Here is a 22,490-nt window from a genome sequence, read left to right on the forward strand (position 1 = left end):
TATGCTGCAAGGGAAATGGGAAGGCCTTGGGCTGACAGGAGCAAAGCCGGGTTGTTTGAATGGGGATTGCGGGGCATGTACTGTAATGATAGATACAAATCCGATGAAGTCTTGCTTGATGCTGGCATTTGAAGGAGCAGGCAGGAAAAAATTACAATCAAGGGCTTAAAAAACAGACCCATACAGAATGCTTTCGCCTGAGCATTTTGTATGTCAATGCGGCTATTGTACCCCCAGAATCATCATGAACTGCGAAGCCTTGCTTCTGCAGCATCCAGACGCAGATGACCAAACCGTAAAAGTATGGTTGGAATCTACTATTTGCAGGTGTACAGGCTACCAAGAAATCGAACAAGCTGTGAAGTCATTATTTGTAAGAAATCGGGATCCAGACGATTAAGGAGCTAATATGAAAGGGGAAGCGTTGAAATGCCTAACGCTTCTTAGTGATGTACTACCATCTTTCTTCGGTGATGTATAAGGAAAAAACAATAGATTCATAGAGTGTTATAGTATTAAGAACGGAGCTGCTTCTGGAGCGGCTTTTTTTGTTCTGCTAAAGGGACAGCTAATATCAAATGTCTAAAATGGCTGATAAGAACTATTTTTGCTAGATTCACCACCAGGAATCAGTAACACTCTCCGTTGTAAAAATGTTAGAATATAGGAAATATTGTATTATTTTGTAGAATGCTAGAAATGTATTGTATAGAGACAGGAAAAGGACGGGAGAATCATATGGAAACCCCCTTGCTTCATAAACAAAGAAAAATACTTGTTCAGTTCCTCCAGAAGTGGGAACATAGGTTTTTGGCTGATTGGCACCAGATGATCATCGTAGATGAGCTGGACCCTTTTAAAGAGCAAATCAAAGGGAATGGCCTGATGATGTATCAACTCATTACTCAGACCTTAAAAGGCACCCTTTCTTCGGAAGGTCTAAAAAAGCTTGCGTTCAAAGTGGCAGCCGAGCGGGTTCAGGCCGGTGTAAATATCGGCAATTTTATCTATAACGTCAATCTGGGCAGGACAATCATCATCAACAATATCCTGGAATCCGATGTGCCTGAAAGGGACCTGAAGGATATCATTGCCCATATCAATAAGCAGTTTGATAATTTCTGCTATCATGCCGTATCCAGATTCACGGATATCAAGGAGATGGAGTTACAGGAGAAAAGCCTGTACATCAGCGAAAATCATAAGGACAAGCTTGCTGTGCTCGGACAAATTTCCTCAAGCTTCGTCCACGAGTTCCGGAATCCGCTCACGTCCATTATCGGTTTTAATAAGCTCTTAAAGGAACAGCACCCAGACCTGAAGTACTTGGATATTATGGAAAATGAACTGGAACAATTAAATTTCCGAATCGCCCAGTTCCTTCATACGTCAAAGTCCGAATTGAATTCGGTGTATGAGAGGGGTATTTCGATCAATAGTCTGTTCAAGGATATCCAGCAGCTTACCTATCCGAGCATCGTGGATACGGATGTTAACGTTTCAGCAGAATACGAGGGTGATTATCTGATTTCCGGGAATAAGGATGAACTTCGGCAAGTACTTTTGAATCTCTTCGTCAATTCGATAGAGGCGTTAAAAGAACAGGAATCGCCGCGCAATCTGTTTGTGAGGGTCCATTCCACCGGCAGGGAATTGGTTATCAGCATCGCTAATAACGGTCCGCTCATCAAACCAGAACATACTAGGAAGATTTTTGAACCCTTCTTTACCACAAAGGACCTTGGAACTGGGATTGGATTGTATGTATGCAAGAAAATCATAGAAAAGCAAGGCGGTCGGATTGATTGCCAATCCACTCCTGACCTGACGACTTTTTCTGTCTATCTTCCGCTCGCCGAGTATTTACATTTTTCAATGAACGATGCAACAGAATGTATGGATGTGGTCGAAGCTCCACGCGGATAAAGAAAAGGAATAAGGGGGGATAAACAAAAAACTATACGTTTTTCTAATCATCAACAAACGGAGCAGGATGATTGAAATGGAAACTAGCACCATAACCTTTATTCAAATAGTCTCTATATGTAGCCTTTGATTTGGCATTACGTGCAGCCATACTAATGAGTGCTTTCTTATACAGGCTTGGAACCGCATGAACATGAGTCTGTACTGGTACTGAAGGATCGGTTCTTATTTCAATTAGAAACACAGACGATGCTAAAGCAATCATCAATATTTCCGAAATGTATGGAAGCTTGTGTATTAGTGGTTTCGAGGTTACTCTGTTTAAGGGAGAGCTTATGTACCCAAACAAAAGGGGACAGTGGACCAGCAAATGTATAAGTCATGGCTCACATTCTATATGAGTAACATTATCTTGAATTCAAAACAACTTCCTCCTACAATAAATATGTCGGCATTTGTGTGATGACAGAATTTTGAAAGGAGATATCATGAAGAGTAAATCAATGATTATGCTGCTGCTGGCAATCCTTATGTTGTCGGCATGTGGGAAAGCACAGTTGGACGATCCTCTTACCCTGATGGATCAAGATAAAAACGAAGTGACATTCCCTTCGGACAAGCCGTCCTTATTCTTTTTTATCACTACGTACACCTGAAGCCACTGTCAGCAGCAACTGGTTCAGTTTCATGAGAATTTGAATCAACTAAAAGATCTGGATGTCAATATGTACATCGTAAGTGGCGACAAGCCAGAAGAGCAGGTCCAACTGTATCAAGCACTGAAAGACAGATATGGGAAAAGCATAACATTCATTTCGGATCCGGAGCTTAAGCTGATCGATCTTTTCGAGATGAAAAACGGCGAACAGGCATACAGGGGCTACGGGATGATGGATGAAAAAGGCAATATTGTATTCCATACCGCCAATGATTTGTGGGGAGAAGAATTAGATAAGACAGTTAAAGAAATAAAAAAAGAGTATAAAGCTCTATAAATTGAAGGCAAGATACCGGAAAAAAAACAGGCTTTCCCGAAAGGGGAGCCTGTTTTCTATTCAGTCCATCAAGGATAGAACGGAAAAGTCCCCAGGGCCAATTAGCGCCATTCCGAGGGAAACGACAATCAAGAACAAATTATATTCATAGCCCCCTGCAGTATTCGAAAAGCCCTTCGAACCATGGACCGTTGTGATTGACCCAATCATGATAATGGTAATCAGTAAGGCAGCCAGGGGTAAATATATGCCCAGAATAAAAAGCAGCCCTCCAATCAATTCGGCAATTCCGCTAAACGCAGCGATGGCATGCCCCGGCTTGACCCCGATCGACTCAAACCATCCGCCCGTTCCCTTTACTCCGTGTCCCCCAAACCAGCCAAACAACTTTTGGGAACCATAGTATATGAATACAACGCCGATCATAATCCTGATAAGTAAAAGACCGATATCTTCCAATATATAAACCTCCTGCTGAGAATATTTGGCGGGTATAATGGTTATCATTCCCCAAATGGAAAACGCTAACCTGCAATCTTTTATACAAAAAAGTTTCTTGTTATGGAGAGAGAGGTAAGTGAAAAGTCACTTGACCGTACAATTATCAATATGTTGCACGAAGGCAACTCTTTTGCCTTCTTATTAATATTATTCTGATATCTAAAAAGGTTGCTGTAGACCCACCCAGTGATACATTGATATGATGATCAAACAGTCAATTTTAGAAGGGTGATTCGATGGATGAACAGAAATACAACGATCTAAAGCTCGGCGAACGGGGAGCTTATATTAGCATCATTGCTTATATTTGCTTGTCGGCCTTAAAATTATTTATTGGCATAACAAGCGACTCGGCAGCCTTGAAAGCGGATGGCTTGAATAACTCAACGGACATTGTGGCATCCATCGCCGTATTGATTGGTTTGAGAATATCCCGGCGTCCAGCCGATAAGAACCATCCTTACGGACACTGGAAAGCAGAGACGGTAGCCTCCCTTGTCGCTTCCTTCATCATGGCGGCCGTCGGGTTGCAGGTGCTGTATGAAGCGGGTTCCAAGGTTATGGAAGGGACAGAAAGTACACCGGACCTTATATCTGCATGGACAGCGATTTTCTGTGCTGTCATCATGTATATGGTGTATCGATATAATCATAGGATTGCGAAAAAGATTAATAGCCAATCCGTCATGGCAGCAGCAAAAGACAACTTGTCAGACGCCTGGGTCAGTATCGGCACAGCAGTTGGGATATTTGGGTCTCAGCTGGGACTTCCTTGGCTGGATCCAGTGACGGCTGTCATTGTGGGGCTGCTGATATGCAAAACGGCATGGGACATCTTTCGTGAGGCATCACACCATTTAATGGATGGGTTCGATGTGGAGCAGATGGACATATATAGTGACACCATCATGGAAGTAAAAGGTGTAAAAGGCATAAAGAGCGTGAAGGCAAGGAGCTATGGGAATAATGCAGTGGTGGATGTCGTTATATTGGTCAATTCTACACTAGGCATCAAAGAGGCCCATGATATCTCCTCCATCGTGGAAAAGAAACTAATGGATGAGCATGAAGTATATGATGTCCACGTCCATGTGGAGCCAAATTAACCCCAGGAGAGAACGGTAAGTGTATTCTATGGCTTTGGGGAGGACAGAGAGTTGTGGAATGCTTCATAATTTAAGGGCTGTAAATCTGGGAAGCCGTCATGAAGGCATCGTTCATGGGCTGCTGCATCGCAGGCTATGGGGATATTACGGTGTTCCCGAGGCTTTATACGTATGGTATTTAATTCGCACTTAAAAGCGAAAACGGAGATGGGTGTTATCGGCGATAATCGTATTGTTCTTATCCGTGGAAGACCGGATATATTTATGGGCATGCCTCATTACTTTCCATAAGTGGTCAATTCCATTCCGCTCTAATGTATGGGGTATTTGCGGTCTTAATATGGTGGATCTCCTGATGGTTTCTTGGCATGGAATTCAAAAAAACATGAGTATAATTCGTTATGATAATAATTTTAATGCGAACGAGTGGTGTATCATGATTTCACTCTTCGTTGGAGCCTTACTGGTTTTAACTACTGCCAACCTGTGTGGGTATGTTTACTGGTTTCTTTTCGATAATATTTTAGGTGCGTCACCAGTTAATTATTATGATTTTCAAAGGTAAAAGAAAAGATAGCTGAATGGTCCAAAAACGGGAATTAAAAAGATTGAACGCTAACTAAGCTGCAGAGAAAAATGTGGCTTTATCTTGAAGAAGTGAAATGGATTTAATATATGTTTTAACATAGAACTATGATTCTATAGGGTGTGGTTTGAGCGGGAATACTTTTCGTAGATGGACCATAGATAACAATTAAATCTCGGTTAGCAGGTTTTCTTGAGAAGGGCTGCCCATTGGTTAATACAATTTGGGTGTATGAAGATATATTTAATCGTAACCGTCCATCTTTACTCTCTAACTGACTATTAAAATAATCAACTTTTACATTTTGGTAAGAACTTTCTTTTACCATGACAAGTGCTTGATATTGTGGAGGATAAATAAGAGGAACAGGTGCATCCCCATTATAATATCCAGTTATTCGATCTCCGGCTGCCACGATTACATGGTCTACAACGTAAGTGGTGGGTGAAACCACGAAATTTACCACTGTTCCCAATCCGTTTTCTACAGTTATTAATTTATAACATCCTTCTTTTTCTCCATTTTGCCCTGTGATAAAATCATTAATCATAGTGACGGTCCCATGAAAAGAATAAAAATTTGTCATTTCTCATACCTCCTTAAGACAAGCGGCCTACCAATAATCTTCTAAATCAGAGTGATATCTTGTGTACAATATGTAGGTAAAACCTCAATGACTATGTCAATGCCCATAAAGTTATAGAATTCTTATATGCAGTGATTGAGTTCACTTGAACAAATGTCTGACCAGGTGGCATCCCTATTGGAGGAAACAGTTGCCCAAATTGTCTTTCATCAACTTCTTCCGTGTAAATGATGTTCTCTGTGAATGGATATGAGGATAAAGCATTAGCCATCTGTCTTCAGATGCCCTATCGGCAGTGGCGTACGGACCTGAACAAATCTTGATCGTTCTGGTAACAGTAGGTGGGGCAGCATTTTGGTGCTCGATTCCTATCGTGGAGGGAGTATAAAGCAAAGGAAGGGAATTATCTGCTAACGGTCATCATCCCACAATTCATTCCGAAAAAGGGATGGCACAATATTATTCACAACCAATCAAGTTTACTGATCCAGGCCTTCTTACTGTATCGGAGAGACGTGGTCGTCACCACAGTGCCTTATCATTTGTAAAAATAGCCCTTTGAAAAAGGAGCCACAGATAAGGTGGCTTTTCTTGAACAGTTAAGGTATCGTTTGCTGAACAACACCGAGTCGAAGAGACTTGTCATTGGAAAAGGTTGTTTAATAAGATCTAACTTTAATTGTGGTACAGCATTATGTATAATTTTCTGAGAACACCTATCGATTAGAAAGGAATGACTATTATAATAGAGAATTTAACAAGACGATTTTCACCAGCTCAAATCATTGTTGTGTATTACTCAATAGCTGTCATAATATCGACCATATTATTATTGCTTCCTGTCACTCAAAAGCAAAATGCAGAGCTGACATTTACGGATGCTGTATTTCTTGCCATTAGTGCCGTCACTGTAACAGGTTTGTCCACTCTGGATATAAGCCAGCTGCTCAGTGTTCCAGGCACGTTCATATTTGCTATAATCCTGCAATTCGGCGGAATTGGAATCATGGCTTTCGGGACCATACTTTGGCTTATTTCAGGAAAGAAAATAGGCTTCCGGGAACGAATTCTCATGACGACCGAACAAAACAGCCCCAGTATTTCCGGAATTGTGCGGCTCATACGATTGGTCCTTGTTTTCTTTGCTGCTATTGAATTGTTTGGTGCTGTTGTATTGGGAACCTATTTCCTGAAATTTTTTCCGACATGGCAGGAGGCGTTTTTGCAGGGATTCTTCGCCTCTGTGTGTGCGGCGACCAATGCGGGTTTTGATATCACTGGAAAATCATTGATCCCCTTTGCTGGTGACTACTTTGTGTTGTCTTTCAATTTGATACTCTTCATCATCGGTGCCCTGGGGTTTCCGGTGCTCATGGAGATACGCGAGTGGTTCAGGTACAGAGGGAAGAAACCTTTCCGATTTAGTTTGTTTACAAAAATAACTACGATCACTTTTTTCTTATTGATTGTGATCGGAACTATCTTTATTTTTATGCTTGAATACAATCACTCCTATAAAGATGAGTCCTGGTACCAATCATTATTTCATTCCTTGTTCTATTCGGTTTCATCCCGAACAGGCGGGATGGCAGTACATGACATCACGCAATTTTCGACTGTGTCTCTTTTGGTGATTAGCGTCCTTATGTTCATAGGTGCGTCTCCCAGCAGTGCCGGAGGAGGCATTAGAACCACGACGTTTGCGGTGATGATGCTCACCATTTATTATTTTGCGAATGGCAATAGGACTATAAAAGTATTCCGAAGGGAAATTGATCAGGAGGATATCATCAAGGCATTTGTCGTGTTTACAACGGCGGCAATTCTATGCGGTGGGGCTGTAATCATTCTTACACTTATAGAACCATCGTTTTCATTAATGGAGATTTTATTCGAAGTTTCATCTGCATTCGGTACCGTGGGTCTTTCCCTTGGAATCACAGGAGATTTAAGCATTGCTGGTAAGGTTGTGATCATGATCCTGATGTTTATAGGAAAAATAGGTATGTTTACCTTCTTATTCTTTATGGGTGGGAAACCGATTAAACATGCATATCACTATCCCAAAGAACGAATCATTATCGGATAGATGACGTATCAGGCGAAAAACATTTCCGAATATACATAATGCAGCAGCTGTATGTACGGATTGTTAAACGGCATTTTTTGAAGCTCAGTTTTTCTCTATGGTTTAGAAAACATAAGCATTAAAAAATCAGGTTTATCAAAAGACAGCGAACCAAAAAAGTAACATCACATACAAAATGATGTTGTTTGGGTGGGCTACGATAGTAAGCAAAGGACAGCAGGATTCTTGATAATAATCGGTAGATCAAAAGCTGCTTTTCTGCAGCTTTTCCTTATTGTGGTAACGGGGCAGGTTAGAGTTTATGATGAAAAGGGCGGATGGAGCAACCTCCACAAAACTTGGATAGTGATGCTTTGAAAAATAGACATTAATGTAAAACATAGCTCAACCTTACAATTGTATTTTTTTATCATTTCGGAGTCGCTCACATGGTGACTCTTTTTTTCTGAAAGAGGAAGGATAGTGGAAGAAGGAATTTAGAAGATTCGACATTTAACAAGCAAAACAAAAAGAGTTGCCTTAGCAACTCTCCTCCTAGTTGGATTTAACCATCCTATTGACTAATGTATTGATTCAATGCTTGTTGTAAAGATCCTAATGTTTCGGTGTCCTTACCAAACTTGAAACCTGAATGAATCATTTGCCTAACGACCTCAGCCCTTAACCCCGTTATAACGGTCTTACATCCCATCATTGCACTGCCATCGATGATCTTTAATAAATGATCAATTACTTCATTATCCATCTCTGCTATCCCTGATAAATCCATGATCAATGTTTGGATACGCAATTTCCCTATTTCCTCTAAGACTTTTTCTTCCATCACATTTGTCCGGAAAGTATCGACCGTTCCAATTAACGGCAAGATACACATCGTCTGTGATATGGGGATGATAGGTACGGAGAGATTCTCAACCAATTCTCTTTGGGACTTGATCAAGGCATCCTTGTATGTACTAAAATTAATAAAGAAGGCATTTAAAAATTCATCCACGCCATTATTGATTTGTTTTTCTAGGGAAAAAAAGTCCTCGAGTGAAATTTCAGTTGCTTCTTCGTTGTATTCTTGTATAAATGCCCACAATGTCCGACGTATTGCCTGAACCCACTCTAGCTTGAATGATAAGGTTAGTTCATGGGATGCCCACGCTATACCTTCCTGTTTAGCAAATAGTCTAAGTTCTTCATTTTTACCATGAAGAATAAAGCCTACCAACTTATGGGCATTATTGACAAGGTCAATATTCCCGAATTTAAGAATGTCTTCTATTCTATCCCTGACATTTGCTGCTTCCTGTAATAAAGCATCTTCAAATCTCTGTTTGTTTTGTCTGATGAAGTCAATTACTACACGATTTTGGAAAAATGTATCCATTCTATACCCCTTTTTAGTAAATATATTACCCCATTATCTTATACCCGTATTTCCTTTTTATAAACCTATCTGGATAGTAAATAGTAAAATATTATTAATTGTGGGAGGAGGCTTGTCATTCTTTAAAAATGGTATTAAAAGAAAAAAGAAACCCCAGAAATATCGTCGAAGAGCGGGAATTCCAATCAATATAGAGCGGGGACGAGTTTTTTATGATAAAAAGGTTACGGAGGAATATTATAGAGGACTAAGAACCTAGAAGATACAAAAAAATGGACAGTGTAGTGCTAAAGGTTGAAAAAGCAAATTGGAATGAATGATTGCTAGATTCTTTAGACTAACCTAATAACTTTTGAAGGACAATGCCCTTCCGATTATAGAAGGGCGTTTTGTTTAAAAATGTGAGGGCCTATAATTTCAACCCCAGGTGAAATATTAGGTAGCACTTAGTTGGCTTTCCGGATGTTGTCTTGTTCTTACACTTATGAATCGCCTTTAGGCCAGTGCTATGTTAGTAAGACATATATTCTTTTATTTAAGCGGAACTAAAGGCCTTTTTCATGAATGTACGGTTTAAGCCGGAGTTGGAGAAAAAGATTCCCACTTTCCTCCTTATGGCTTCAGAACCACCTTAATGCAGTTATCTGTTCTGGTATCAAAATATTCATAGCCTTTTTCTGCCTGATCAAGCGGCAGAACATGTGTGACCACATCGCCGATATCGACTTTCCCCTGGGAAACAAGATCGTAGATAAAAGGCATATAATGGATTACAGGAGCTTGTCCTGTTCGTAGATTCACATTCCGCTGGAAGATGTCTCCTAGAGGGAATGCATTATAACGGCCCCCGTAAACACCCGTGACCTGGATCGTGCCGCCTTTTCTAACCGCCTGGCTTGCGATGACCAGTGCACTCATGGTACCGCCCTGAAGCTTCAGGCCGGTACCCAGGTATTCCATCGGTGTCATTTTTCCGTCCATTCCTACGGCATCAATGACAACATCGGCTCCGCCCCCTGTTATTTCCTTAAGGTATTCTCCTGTATTTTCATACTGTTCGAAGTTGACGATTTCAACCTTGTTCGTCCTTTTGGCGTGCTCCAGGCGATAGTTGATGTAATCCACGGCGATGACTCTTTTTGCCCCCTTGAACCAGGCCCATTTCTGGGCAAGGAGTCCCACTGGGCCGCAGCCAAGGATCACGACCGTGTCACCGGATTTTACCCCTGCGTTATCTACTGACCAAAAGGCCGTCGAAGCGGCGTCGGCAAGCAGCACCAATTGTTCATCTGCCACTTCACTGTTTTCCGGGATCTTAAATGGGGTAAAATTCGCAAAAGGTACCCTGAGAAACTCAGCCTGCCCCCCAGGATAGCCGCCCGTCAAGTCCGAGTAGCCGAAGAATCCTCCCATTTCACCATTATCATTTGAATTATCGCATTGGCTCTCCAAATGATTCTTACAGTAGAAACATTCTCCGCATGCCACATTAAACGGGATGATTACACGGTCGCCCTTTTTTAATTTGGTCACATCCGGACCGACCTCTTCGACAATCCCCATCGGCTCATGGCCGATGATATAATCCTCGGGAAAATTCGGAATCATTCCATGTATTAAATGAAGATCGGAGCCGCAAATCGCTGAGGTGGTAATTTTCACAATAATATCGTCTTTTTTCTCAATCTTCGGATCCGGGACTTCCTTTACCCTGACATCCTTAATGCCCTGAAAGGTAACAGCTTTCATTTCTTTTCATCCTCCCTATTATTCATCACTGTCTATTTGTGCCATCATCCCAAGACGGGAGGTATCCCCAGGGAACAGATTCATACCGCCTATCATTAAGGCTCCCTTTACAGACTTAAGGTCCATCTTGTATTGATCCTGCAAGTTGTATGGATGCAGCCATCCTTTTTCTATCATGAAGCTGGACAGTTCCCCGTGCAGGGCGAGGCCCGCTTCCATTTGAGACCTGAACGCCTCTCTCAGTTCGGGTGTGGCCGTTTCCGCCAATGCATTTGCTGCATTCCGCACGCCTGTTTTTACCGTTAACAAGAATTCCATCGCTAAAGAAGCGTCAGCCAGCTCGGGCATCCCCTCGGCATTTTCGACTTCCATATAATCATTGATCATTATAATTCACCTCATTCACCGGGTTTGGCACTTTATACAGCTTCTGCAATGACTCCAATGCCTGCATGGATTGCTGCACATCTTTTTCCATTAATGCTTTCAGATCCTGGTCAAAGACTACCCCAGACATCATTTTGGACTTGACCACGCATGTGGTCTTAAAATTGATCATTTCATGCAGCTCAAGCGTCTCGTGATTTGCTAAATTACTTGAATCCAATAGGTTCACCTCCATGTAAATAACACAGCTATTTTCTGCTATAGTTGTTTTCTCAATACGTTACGGGGCTATTTTGATCACTGGAGATTTTTCTTATTTATTCTTTGAGTCTGTGTTGTTCTTAGGGTCATTCTTACTGGGTCTTTCTTTTACTTCCCTGTTCGGGTCAAAGTTTTCTACATTGGCATAGCCATGTGTCCCTTTTCCGTTTGGCATCTTTTCATCCTGCTCCTTTCCAGTGACTGTCAGTGTAACTTTCTGTATTAATGTATATATTTCCTCAAAAAATATTAGAGGGAGTAGGTGGAAGAAAACGGTGGACCCGTGTTTCGGCATTTTTTTAATGTGTTACACGATTATAATATATAGACGGAAACGCTAACTTTACGGATTAAAAAGTATTCTTTGCTTCACCTAAGTATTGATAAATATTTTGATAGGACCTTTATATCATTACTGAATGTAATCGGTGTACTCACATATTCATCCCGAACCCGTATATGCATTTTCCTTTGTCTTCTATACAAAGCCCAGTCCTTTTTCCAAAATATCCAATAAGCTCAAGAGAAGATGGACAGCTTGTTTATCCTTTCTGAAATCAATCGTTTTCTTATAGAACTATTAAAAGCGTGATCTTTACAGTGGATAGAGGTTTTTGTATAAAAGGAAAACAGCGGAGAGAATATAAACTACGTAATTAATTAATTAAGGAGGAGATAATATGCAAGGAAATTTAGGGCTTCATGAAACTCTCGAGATGCATGAATTACTGATTTTTAAAAATACTTGTTTAACAAAGTCTGCTTCCATGAGTGCTCTCGCACAGGACCCTGCCTTAAAAGCCATTCTTGAACAAGACGTTACCCAATCAAAACGGGCTGTACAACAGCTTCAGAATTTACTTTCTGCAAACGGAGGTCAATTACAATGAACCAAATCGTCCAAAACCTAATGGGCATGGGAGATATTACAGACCAGGTGATCGCATCTGATTTGCTGATCTCTGCCAAGTCAGGAATTAAAAACTATGCTTTTGCCATTACAGAGGCTGCGACTCCAGAAGTACGTGAAGCCCTTCACCAGCAGTTAAATGATGCCATTGATCTGCACGGCAACATAAGCGATTACATGATAGACAGCGGATATTATCATCCCCGGAATGTTAATGAACAGCTTGCAGTGGATGCTCAAACAACAAACACAGCGTTAAATATTCCGAAGCCTTAAAAATGTGGATGAGATTGTACGTAGGTACTGTGTAAGCTGCTCAGCTCAAACTGGATCATAAGCTTTGCCGATTCATTGGTTCCATTCGTATGGGCCATACAGCTATTAGCTACGATCCGAATCATTCCTCAATAAAAAAGGCACTGTTCTCTTTTTAGAGCGAAACAACCAGAAGTATCGTAAAATCCATGATGAAACCTAACACAAATGGAATAGTAATCAGGAAACCCAGTCTGCCCTTTTGTGATTCCTTCCCCAATCACAGTTGTAATATAATCCTTTCAAACTCTTGCTCCGTTAAGGGAATGTTTTTTTTCAGTAAAGCGGCCGGGATATGTAGTTTCCCGGCGTCCTTCAGATATCCGAGGGATAGGGCTTCCTCCTGATAAGGTAACTTTAGATAACAGGGAAATTGATAGAATTAATCACCAACACGAAGAGAATGACGCCTAGGTGTTTAAACGATGTATACATAACTCCCCCAAAACCTTTTGGTACGTACCAAAAACCCGTTTACTACAACTCACATCCTTAAAAAACTAATCGAATACGATTTAACTTATCTTTTTCTGGAACGTAGAAAACTGTATTATTCCTAGCGATTAGAAGAAACCCGAACTTTTACTGGAAAAGAAGTAAAAGAAAATACAATGGGTGGAGATGAGCTAACTAAATTTTTTACTTTTTATGACCAGATAAAAGGTTTTTCCAATACAGTCTTATAGGTTAACTTTCGAGGTGGCAATAGCAGCTTCTTTTGCAGCTTTTTTCTTATGGTGCTAGAGGGCAGGTTCGCATTCCTGTAGTTCGTTATTTTTGAACTTTGATAAAAATAGGGGCCCTCGAATTGGGGAGGTTGATCCAGTAATGGCCCGTATGTTCCATACCGACTATAGCAGCCGCAAGTTTATGTATTCTTTTAATCTTGTATATCCAATTTAATAATGTCGCAAATCCCCCTTCATTATTTTCAAAGGTGATGGAATTATGGAGCGGTTTCTCGACTCCTTTATTTAACCATGCCCTCACGTAGCCAAGTTGGCCCAACTTACTTCAAACAAAAGGTAACCTAAGACCAAGGAGTTTGAAATCCTGCAAATTAGCGAGCATATGGAGGAAAAATCGAATCATACTGAGGGAGTTGAATAATAACGCTACCCCTAGGTACAAAACCGGGAACTGCATATTTGTAGTTCTTTTTTCTTGCAGATCTTGAGAAAACCGCCAGCGTTTTATTACATCAATAGAAAACCCTATTTTCTTTAATACGTCTTTTACAGGCAAATGGCCGGGCTGATTGTCGTTATCAGCGTTCAAACTACTGCGGGATTTTGGAATAGACTGGACAGGAACCAGAAGCATTGGTTGGTTTCATACAATGCAAACGTTATTGCAGAAGCGATTAATAGTAAACAAACTTTTTGAAGATCACCATTGCCGCCTTTTTTTCACCACCTGGTAAAACGCTGGACTGAATCGCAGTTTTTGTTACCAATTCTAATATTGATATTATACTTACAAATAACCGATATTAAGAAAAGCAGCGAAATGACAGTGGCAATAAGTGACAAGTACATATTTTTGATAAGCCATCGCTTTTTCTCTATACTAAAAAGTAAGGAAGGTAAGGAAAGTAAGGAAAGTAAGGAATAGTGAGGTGATGCATAATGGAGTTTTCAAAAGTGACGTCCAAAGGGCAGGTTACGATTCCGAAACATATAAGGTCGGTTTTAGACGTACATGAGGGTGACCATGTCGCGTACATCGAAGAGAATGGCGTGGTGATCCTAGCAAAGGCAGACCTGCAATCACTTCATAATTTACAGGATATTGTGAGCGATGAGAAGTTTAAGTAAGTCATGAAAAAGGCAAAAAAATCAGAGGAAATAATCAGTAAAGGGGAGTAAGCAATGAATATCAGGGAAAGCGAACTGCCGGGAATCGGCAGGAAATTTGAAATTGTAACTGCAAATGACGACAAGATTGTGATTGTCATTCACGACGACGGCAGAAGGGAAATCCACCATTATGAAGATGATGACTTTGAAGAAAGTCTTTCGACGGTCACCTTTACGGACGCCGAAGCGAGAGGAATTGCGAGCATTCTCGGCGGCATGGTTTACAAGCCGAAAGCACTGGAAACAGTGGAGATGGCCTTTGATGACCTGGTCATTGAATGGTACAAGGTCCTTTCCAATGTCCCGGCTGTCGATAAAACCATAGCGGAATTGGATGTCCGCAGCAAATACGACATCACGATCATCGCAGTCCTTAAGAAGAATCACAAAAAGGTCCTAAACCCAGGGCCAGAGACCACGATTGAAGCTGGCGATACACTCGTCATTTCGGGAGAAAGAAAAAATCTGAAGAATGCAATCCGTGAATTGCTGATAAGAGAAGGGGGATGACAACATGGATCACTTAGTATTTGAAGTAGGAACGGCCCTCTTATTGGTGGCCCTGGCCGCCTTAATTGCGGGGAGATTGAATTTTTCCATCATTCCATTCCTGATCATTGTAGGGATGCTGGTTGGGCCTCACGCACCCAAAATCGGAATTATCGATTTAAAGTTTATCGAGAGTGCAGAAATCATTCATTTCTTGGGGCGGATTGGTGTCCTGTTCCTGCTGTTTTATTTAGGTCTTGAGTTTTCCATCGGAAAATTGATCAAGTCCGGTAAGTCGATTGCTGTTGGCGGTTCCATTTACATTGCCATCAATTTCTCCTTAGGGTTTTTGTATGCATGGGTCATGGGATTCCCTTTGATGGAAATATTAATCATCGCAGGTGTTATTACCATCTCGTCCAGTGCGATAGTCGCGAAAGTCCTGGTTGACCTTCGAAGGACAGGGAACAGGGAGACGGAATTGATTCTTGGAATTATTATGTTTGAGGACATCTTCCTTGCTGTGTATCTATCAATCATTTCAGGACTTGTCCTGTCAGGAACCACCTCTTTTGTAGGAACCCTGTTATCTGTATTGACGGCTTTAGGGTATATGCTGCTGTTCTTTATCATTGCCCGTAAGGCTACCCCGATTTTGAATAAACTCCTGAATATTAAATCCAATGAAGTATTTATCATTGTCATTTTCGCTACCCTGTTCTTTATCGCCGGTTTTTCTGAAACCATTCACGTCGCAGAAGCGATTGGTGCCCTGCTGCTTGGGCTTGTATTTTCCGAGACGGAGCAAGGGGAAAGAATCGAGCATATGGTCGTTCCATTCAGGGACTTCTTTGGAGCGATCTTCTTCTTCAGCTTCGGTTTGACGATCGACCCTTTTTCACTTGGGGGAGCCGTTTGGATGGCTCTCGGGGCAGTGGCTATTACCATTTTCGGGAATTTTGTAGCAGGCATGATAGCGGGCAGGCGGGCCGGGCTGTCCCATAAAGCATCGGCCAACATAGGGTTGACTATCGTGTCACGCGGAGAGTTTTCCATTATTGTTGCTAACCTCGGAATAGCAGGCGGCCTCTCTCCCGTCCTGCAGCCGTTCTCGGCCTTGTATGTATTGATTCTTGCGATACTTGGACCGTTGCTGACCCGGGAATCGAAGAGTATATTCAAGGTGCTTAACAAAATCTTTAAATGGCAAAAAGACAAATCGTCAGTCGCTTCATCATCTTAATAAAAGAATGAAATTCATAATCATAAAGGCATGATAGGACCCAGTTTTAGGCCCCACACATGCATTAATTGCTGGAACATTTAGTAACATGATTCCACTTTTATTATAAGAATGTATTGATCTATTAGTGTGCTGCCTGCTATTGGCGGCACATTTTTCTTATTAAACAAATGGGGCAGAATTCCTATAATGACTGAAATAGGTGTTTGAACAAAAAAATAACCCTCTGGGTAGAAAGAGAGGGTCCAGAAGCTGGCCAGCGGAAAGACGGTTACTTCGCAGTATTGATCAGTGATACTGATGCATCACAACAAATGGTATCCATATACTATTACGATAAAAACAGAATAAAATGGTGTACCAAAAAGAAGAATTAATGTTAATATACATCCGTCATCAACGGAATAATATAAGCCCGTTCACAGGGCTTTTTTACTACTAATTGATTCACGTTTTACTACTCTTCGTCTGTATCTTCTTCAACAGTATCTACTTCAAGTAAATGAGGAAAGTGTTCTTGGAACATTTCTTCTTTTATTTGTTCTATAAGACTCAAGATGTGCACCTCCTGTTGTAGTAGATATTTACCCATTTCTCATGTGTATAACCTGGTAGTTTTTACATTACCGAATTTATATCCACATATGAATTTAATTGAAAATACAGTACTTTTAGGCTGTTTGCTGTTAATTTTACTTCTGTGTAAGAATTACTGCTAAAGATTCCTGCATATTTGACTAAGTAGGTTACCGGAAGAAGAATGGCTAATCAAATGATTCTTGCTTTTTTAACAGGGCTTGCTTACGGGTATGATTTTCGAGAAGATATCCCGACATGCTTTTCTTGCTGTCTTAAAGAGGCAGGTTTGTTAAATAAGGTTCAGTATTAAGAATAAGGAACACGGCTAATAATGTGGCGAGAATGTTTCTTTAGTTCACCCTCATTGCACCATTAGGCGTCGCTAATGAAACGTTTCTATCTGAATCTCATCTAACAGAATAGAAGTGTGAAAGAAAGGAAGGAAGGGGGAGCCATTGATGCAGGGATTACTCTAACCGCGGCCGCCGATTTTCCTTTTGCAGTTCTTGTAACTTTACCATCGTTCGGAAAATGGACTCACCTACTTCAGGTTCCTTTTTCAACAATCGTCTTTTAAAGTTGTAGAATCTGAAACGAGCTTTGGATGAAGTGCAAATATACTCAAGTACCATGCTACAATAGCGATAGGGGGACTCATCATAAACTTTAATGTAACTGCAATTGCACTCGATATAACAACTGTCCAAGTCCTATCATATCAACTCCTTTAGTATCAATGTCTGGTTGCGATTTTATTTACAGGCACACATTTCATTTAATATGATTACCACAACAATAATAATAGAAATTTAATGTCAATGCATCATCCAAGAATAACAATCATCCACTTGTTTCTGAGCCTCCTGCTCAACCCACCCATCCTTTTGATGGCTGGAATGCTGCATATGACAAACAAACCGATTAATGTTGTGAACTGGCATTCGAAACTACTCAGTATATTTTTAATAAAGTTATCTATAGCTACGATCAATTAGAAGGGTTAAAGTTGATACTGCATGGATTGGATGGTGATTTTTCAGGGAAATTTTTTTATAATTGAATCAATTAACAGATGTATTCCTATGAAAGTGATTTGTATCAACATTTTGACGAAATCGGCTGTAGAGGTGTAGCATGAAGATTCTGTATGCATTGGTAATTATCATTGTGGTCATATCGATCGTATTAACATTGTCAATCATGGGTGAAAGTGATAAGAATTATAGGAGTTCAACAAAAAGAAACACCGTCAATTTAACCTTGATTTACGCTGTCATCATTACCCTGTCTTTACTTGTTCTTGGAGTTTATATTAGCGTTGTATAACTGCCATTGATTTTTACCTGTTGACTGGCAACTCAATAGGTAATTTTATTATGAATGGCATCTCCAAGGCGTTAAATAAATGTAAAAAATAAAAGGGGACTATAGGACTGGACACTTGATCGAACAGTGAAAAAAGCGTTATAAACAGCTTTGAGAATTAATCATCATGCAGATGTACCACTGATGAAGGATTTACCGAAAATTGCAGCATTAACATCTAAGTTAACATCTGCATCTTTTAGAACAACAAATGGAGTATTTCCACCTAATGGCTATAATAAACACCAGCAATACGACCAATATGACGGCCTGCTGGTGTTGAACCTGTAGCAATGAATTTTGATTAGCACCTGAGCTCAACTTCTTGCTATTTTTGTAACGGAACGGGAAGCAGTGATTGTTAAAGCTGTAAGTAAAGTGCCATGAGAGGAATGAAGGCCAAAACTAGTCAGAAGCACGATTGAAAAGTGCTTCATAAGAAAAAATAGGATGCCGCAGCATCCTAGTGTTCATTTTCACACCTATTTAATTAAAAATCTGCATTTCCTGGTGTACGAGGGAATGGTATTACATCGCGGATGTTCTTCATTCCGGTTAAATACATGACAAGTCGTTCAAATCCAATTCCATAGCCAGAATGCTTTGTACCACCGTATTTTCTAAGCTCGAGATACCACCAGTAATCTTCTTCTGCCATATCAAGTTCTTTAATTCTATTTACAAGGACTTCTTCTCTTTCCTCACGTTGGCTTCCCCCGATTAACTCGCCAATACCAGGAACCAATAGGTCAGTCGCAGCTACTGTCTTGCCGTCTTCATTCGCTCTCATATAAAATGCCTTAATTTCTTTCGGATAGTCGGTTACGAAGACAGGACGCTTGTAAATTTCCTCGCTAAGATAACGTTCATGCTCCGTTTGCAAATCCGTGCCCCATTCGACAGGGTAGTCAAATTCCTTACCGGAGTTCTTTAATAATTCAACAGCTTCGGTATAAGTAACTCTTCCAAAATCGGATCCTAACGCATTGTTCAATCTTTCAATAAGTGTTTTATCAATAAAGCTATTAAAGAAGGCCATTTCTTCAGGTGCATGTTCAAAAACGTAATTAATGACATACTTGACCATTTCTTCTCCGAGGTCCATGATATCCGGTAATTCTGCAAAGGCAACTTCCGGCTCGATCATCCAGAATTCTGCGGCATGTCGTGCCGTATTAGAATTTTCTGCTCTAAAGGTCGGACCAAAGGTATACACATTACGGAAAGCAAGAGCAAAGGCTTCCGCATTTAATTGACCGCTAACGGTTAAGTTGGTTTCTTTGCCGAAGAAATCTGCACTGTCATCCACTTTTTGGTCTTGAGTTTTTGGAAGCTGGTTCAAATCCATTGATGTCACACGGAACATTTCCCCGGCGCCTTCCGTATCGCTTCCGGTAATAATCGGTGTATGCACATACACAAATCCTTTTTCTTGAAAGAATTTATGAATGGCATAAGATGCTAGAGATCTTACTCTGAAAACGGCTGAGAAGGTATTGGCTCTCGGACGTAAATGAGCGATTGTTCTTAAATATTCAAGGGAATGTCTCTTTTTTTGTAAAGGATAATCTGCATCCGATAATCCTTCAACAACAATTTTTGTCGCTTTAATTTCAAAAGGCTGTTTCATTTCAGGAGTTGGAACAAATTCACCTTCTACTAAGACAGAAGAGCTAATAGGTAACTTCGTAATTTCTTTAAAGTTTTCAAGGGTATCCTCAAAAACTACTTGTACACTCTTAAAGAATGTTCCGTCGTTTAACTCCATAAAGCCAATAGTTTTGGAATCGCGAAGAGTACGGATCCAGCCTGAAATTTGAACAGTTTTGTGTTTAAAATTTTCTTGATTTCTGTATAAATCTTTTACTACGGTCTTTGTCATAATTAACCTCCATATGGTAATTTTTCACAATAAAAAAGCCTTCTATCCCCAAAAAAGGGACGAAAGGCTAACTTCCGCGGTACCACCCAAATTGTCAATAATATGACCAACTTTTAAGCTAATATGCTTACCCCAGTCAATAACGTGCTGGTAACGTCTAAGCCTACTTAAGATATCCCTTTCGGTTAGAACTCAAAGGTGTTCTTCATTCATGCTTCATCGCCAGGCTTCCACCGTCCCCGGCTCGCTATCGAATACAGCAAAAATTACTTTCCTCTTCATCGATTTAAAAATATGTAGTTTTAAATGAATTTTTATTGTAATAATTTATCACAAAACAAAATCCTTTGTCTAGTTGCCCTTAAGATATATTCAATGGAATCTTTATTTTTCTACACCATAACTTAAATGAATCAATATTGATACAGAAATTAAATAGTAAAGTTGTGAAAATTACTAATAAACTGGATAGAGCAATAGACAAAAGGTTAATTCAAAAGCAATTGATACAAAAACTTGAAAAACATATAAGATGCAACTATTGTAATGAAAATTTTTAATCGATTATGGTTACAGGAAAAACGTTTGGATATGGATCTTTAAAAGGAGCATAGGTGGAGAATATTTAAGTGTAACGTTGCAGGGAAAGTTAAGTGAATCATTAAAGTTAGAGCAGAGTTCTGGATATATGAATATGTTTGTGAAACAATGCACTTAAACTAAGGGGCAGGTTAGTTGAATAAAAACGCTACCCCTTTAGTACAGAACTGGGAGCTACATACTTGTAGCTTTTGTTTTGCTGGGCGTGAAGAAAACCTCCTACGTTTGTATTACCCCAGCAGAAAATCCTATTTTCTTCAATGCGTCTTTCACAGGCAAATGGCCGGGCTGATTGTCATTATAGTACGAATCTAACCGGTCAATAAAGTAATATTCCTCAACCAATATGGTGAACCCACTCGCTTTCAACAAATGTAACTCAGTTGAAACCAATATATGCTTCTGGTTCCTGTCCAGTCCATTCCAAAATTCCGCAGTAGTTTGTACGCTTTCCTCCTTTTCGCTGCAACCATATAATGCGAACGTTATTGCGAAAGCGGTTAATAGTAAACAAACTTTGTTGAGCATTCCATTTCCACCTTTTTTCCACCACCAGGTACTGATCTGAATGGGGTTTGTGTTTCCAATTCTAGCATTTATATTATAGTTATAAATAACCAATAGTAAGAAAAACAACGGTGGTAATAAGTGCCAAATATAAGGTAAAAGAGACAGAGCTGGGAACAGAATCCCCAGGCTTCTTTCGTTAACGGGCAGGTTAGTTACAAAGTAGCTTGAACAAGTTATAATTTAAACATTAACTTACTTTCATTGCAGGGAGATATAAAAGTGGATAATACACTATTGTTGGATTTGATAAAAAAATATCGAGATAATGAAGGACATATATTTTATCACTTTAAAAATATAGACCATTACCTTCAGAATGTAGTCACTTTTATAACTACAGGTGTTAAATCTGGTTCCCATATTATTCTTATTGAAAACGACAGGAATTTAATCAGTATAAATAAAATGTTACAAAGAGAACTGAAACAAGGAGAAATCGCTAAAGTTCATTTTATAAACAATTATGACTTTTATTTTGAGAATAAATGTTTTGAACCGCAACGGATATTCGCTCACTTTAAGCAAAACATCTTACCTCATTTGGAAAGCAAAGTCCCTGTATGGACTTGGGGACTAGTGGAATGGGGAGATGATAATGAAATAATACGACAAATAGAAGATTATGAAAAAAAGGTGGATCGGTTCGTTAACGAAAAGGGATTAATTTCAGTCTGTGCTTATGATGTTAACCGAACACCTCATAGCTTAAAGGAAATGTTAATTAGATGTCACAGTGTAATGCTAACTGATGATACAATTGTGTTCCCTTCCAAAATTGCGGATTAGCTGTATCAGCCAGGTTTTTGATTAGCTGAAGGTCATCATAAACATGTTTATAGCAACTTGAGGGCATGAAGACATATTTGAACATAAACATTTGAAATTTGAAGGGGGGACAGTCTAGTTATGAAGCAGTTAACCGAATATTAAATATCGTGGATGATGTTTATAAAAGTAAAATAGAAAACTCATTAATCGTTACATAATATAGCTTCTGCTAAATCATTATCATGATGACTTTGGTTTTGACGGTTGGAAGAATCTAAGTAATCCTGATGTTTTTCAATTAACACTAATCAAAAATGAAGTACACATGAAACGAATTTGGAATCTAGAA

Annotated in this window: 20 protein-coding genes, 4 pseudogenes and 1 other annotated feature; of the genes and pseudogenes, 14 read left to right on the plus strand and 10 right to left on the minus strand. The window is 39.9% G+C overall.

Features of this window, described 5'->3' with window-relative positions; all coding sequences use genetic code 11:
• Position 1: 1 nt before the first annotated feature.
• From V1500_RS07345 to V1500_RS07360, 4 genes and pseudogenes are all read left to right on the plus strand, one after another.
• Positions 2-400 (plus strand): annotated as a pseudogene (locus V1500_RS07345) ((2Fe-2S)-binding protein).
• A gap of 338 nt (positions 401-738) precedes the next feature.
• Positions 739-1,926, plus strand: a complete 1,188-nt coding sequence (locus V1500_RS07350; RefSeq protein ID WP_409304924.1) for a histidine kinase N-terminal domain-containing protein — start codon at positions 739-741, stop codon at positions 1,924-1,926.
• 488 nt (positions 1,927-2,414) lie between these two features.
• Positions 2,415-2,582, plus strand: a complete 168-nt coding sequence (locus V1500_RS07355) for a hypothetical protein (protein ID WP_409304925.1) — start codon at positions 2,415-2,417, stop codon at positions 2,580-2,582.
• A 15-nt stretch (positions 2,583-2,597) separates the two neighbouring features.
• Positions 2,598-2,921, plus strand: a pseudogene (locus V1500_RS07360) (redoxin domain-containing protein); the annotation flags it as partial.
• 60 nt (positions 2,922-2,981) lie between these two features.
• Here the strand turns inward: V1500_RS07360 and V1500_RS07365 are convergent.
• Positions 2,982-3,380, minus strand: coding sequence for a DoxX family protein (locus V1500_RS07365; protein WP_409304926.1), 399 nt, complete (start codon positions 3,378-3,380; stop codon positions 2,982-2,984).
• A 278-nt stretch (positions 3,381-3,658) separates the two neighbouring features.
• Here V1500_RS07365 and V1500_RS07370 point away from each other — a divergent pair, with 278 nt between their 5' ends.
• Positions 3,659-4,528: a cation diffusion facilitator family transporter gene (locus V1500_RS07370; protein WP_409304927.1), complete on the plus strand. Its 870-nt coding sequence runs from the start codon at positions 3,659-3,661 to the stop codon at positions 4,526-4,528.
• Between the two features lie 680 nt (positions 4,529-5,208).
• Here the strand turns inward: V1500_RS07370 and V1500_RS07375 are convergent.
• On the minus strand, positions 5,209-5,700 hold the full coding sequence (locus tag V1500_RS07375; RefSeq protein ID WP_409304928.1) for a hypothetical protein: 492 nt from the start codon (positions 5,698-5,700) through the stop codon (positions 5,209-5,211).
• Positions 5,701-6,080: 380 nt separating this feature from the next.
• On the opposite strand from V1500_RS07375, the pseudogene V1500_RS07380 reads away from it, so the two are divergent.
• Positions 6,081-6,248 (plus strand): annotated as a pseudogene (locus V1500_RS07380) (amino acid permease); the annotation flags it as partial.
• 185 nt (positions 6,249-6,433) lie between these two features.
• On the plus strand, positions 6,434-7,789 hold the full coding sequence (locus V1500_RS07385; protein WP_409304929.1) for a TrkH family potassium uptake protein: 1,356 nt from the start codon (positions 6,434-6,436) through the stop codon (positions 7,787-7,789).
• A 553-nt stretch (positions 7,790-8,342) separates the two neighbouring features.
• Here V1500_RS07385 and V1500_RS07390 read toward each other — a convergent pair.
• From V1500_RS07390 to V1500_RS07410, 5 genes are all read right to left on the minus strand, one after another.
• The gene (locus V1500_RS07390; protein WP_409304930.1) at positions 8,343-9,164 is read right to left on the minus strand and encodes an STAS domain-containing protein; all 822 of its coding nucleotides are present in this window, start codon (positions 9,162-9,164) and stop codon (positions 8,343-8,345) included.
• A gap of 612 nt (positions 9,165-9,776) precedes the next feature.
• Positions 9,777-10,913 (minus strand): zinc-dependent alcohol dehydrogenase, encoded by a 1,137-nt coding sequence (locus tag V1500_RS07395; RefSeq protein WP_409304931.1) that lies wholly within the window; start codon positions 10,911-10,913, stop codon positions 9,777-9,779.
• A gap of 18 nt (positions 10,914-10,931) precedes the next feature.
• Positions 10,932-11,300, minus strand: a complete 369-nt coding sequence (locus V1500_RS07400; protein ID WP_409304932.1) for a spore coat protein — start codon at positions 11,298-11,300, stop codon at positions 10,932-10,934.
• A complete protein-coding gene (locus V1500_RS07405; RefSeq protein ID WP_409304933.1) occupies positions 11,290-11,535 on the minus strand; it encodes a spore coat protein in 246 nt (81 codons plus the stop codon). The genes V1500_RS07400 and V1500_RS07405 overlap by 11 nt, the downstream gene beginning before the upstream one ends.
• 78 nt (positions 11,536-11,613) lie before the next feature.
• A complete protein-coding gene (locus V1500_RS07410; protein WP_409304934.1) occupies positions 11,614-11,736 on the minus strand; it encodes a hypothetical protein in 123 nt (40 codons plus the stop codon).
• A 505-nt stretch (positions 11,737-12,241) separates the two neighbouring features.
• Between V1500_RS07410 and V1500_RS07415 the strand changes: the two genes are divergently transcribed.
• From V1500_RS07415 to V1500_RS07440, 6 genes are all read left to right on the plus strand, one after another.
• Entirely contained in the window at positions 12,242-12,451 is a 210-nt protein-coding gene (locus tag V1500_RS07415) for a hypothetical protein (protein WP_409304935.1), read from the plus strand.
• Complete coding sequence (locus V1500_RS07420) at positions 12,448-12,747, plus strand: spore coat protein (protein WP_409304936.1); 300 nt, start codon at positions 12,448-12,450, stop codon at positions 12,745-12,747. The genes V1500_RS07415 and V1500_RS07420 overlap by 4 nt, the downstream gene beginning before the upstream one ends.
• 1,667 nt (positions 12,748-14,414) lie before the next feature.
• A complete protein-coding gene (locus V1500_RS07425; RefSeq protein WP_409304937.1) occupies positions 14,415-14,603 on the plus strand; it encodes an AbrB/MazE/SpoVT family DNA-binding domain-containing protein in 189 nt (62 codons plus the stop codon).
• Between the two features lie 54 nt (positions 14,604-14,657).
• Positions 14,658-15,155 carry a cation:proton antiporter regulatory subunit gene (locus V1500_RS07430; RefSeq protein WP_409304938.1) on the plus strand — a complete coding sequence of 166 codons (498 nt, stop codon included), beginning with the start codon at positions 14,658-14,660 and terminating at the stop codon, positions 15,153-15,155.
• A gap of 4 nt (positions 15,156-15,159) precedes the next feature.
• Positions 15,160-16,377, plus strand: a complete 1,218-nt coding sequence (locus tag V1500_RS07435; RefSeq protein WP_409304939.1) for a cation:proton antiporter — start codon at positions 15,160-15,162, stop codon at positions 16,375-16,377.
• 1,713 nt (positions 16,378-18,090) lie between these two features.
• The gene (locus tag V1500_RS07440) at positions 18,091-18,282 is read left to right on the plus strand and encodes a hypothetical protein (RefSeq protein ID WP_409304940.1); all 192 of its coding nucleotides are present in this window, start codon (positions 18,091-18,093) and stop codon (positions 18,280-18,282) included.
• Positions 18,283-18,438: 156 nt separating this feature from the next.
• Here V1500_RS07440 and V1500_RS07445 read toward each other — a convergent pair.
• The 3 genes and pseudogenes from V1500_RS07445 to V1500_RS07455 form a co-directional block, all read right to left on the minus strand.
• Positions 18,439-18,610, minus strand: a pseudogene (locus tag V1500_RS07445) (aldehyde dehydrogenase family protein); the annotation flags it as partial.
• Positions 18,611-18,811: 201 nt separating this feature from the next.
• Positions 18,812-20,203 (minus strand): asparagine--tRNA ligase, encoded by a 1,392-nt coding sequence (gene asnS / locus V1500_RS07450; protein WP_409304941.1) that lies wholly within the window; start codon positions 20,201-20,203, stop codon positions 18,812-18,814.
• A 52-nt stretch (positions 20,204-20,255) separates the two neighbouring features.
• Positions 20,256-20,494, minus strand: a binding site (T-box leader).
• A gap of 528 nt (positions 20,495-21,022) precedes the next feature.
• A complete protein-coding gene (locus V1500_RS07455; RefSeq protein WP_409304942.1) occupies positions 21,023-21,331 on the minus strand; it encodes a hypothetical protein in 309 nt (102 codons plus the stop codon).
• Between the two features lie 261 nt (positions 21,332-21,592).
• Here V1500_RS07455 and V1500_RS07460 point away from each other — a divergent pair, with 261 nt between their 5' ends.
• Positions 21,593-22,159 carry an MEDS domain-containing protein gene (locus tag V1500_RS07460; protein ID WP_409304943.1) on the plus strand — a complete coding sequence of 189 codons (567 nt, stop codon included), beginning with the start codon at positions 21,593-21,595 and terminating at the stop codon, positions 22,157-22,159.
• Positions 22,160-22,490 lie beyond the last annotated feature (331 nt).

Source organism: Peribacillus sedimenti, assembly GCF_046237635.1.
In the GTDB taxonomy this organism is placed as follows: domain Bacteria; phylum Bacillota; class Bacilli; order Bacillales; family DSM-1321; genus Peribacillus; species Peribacillus sedimenti.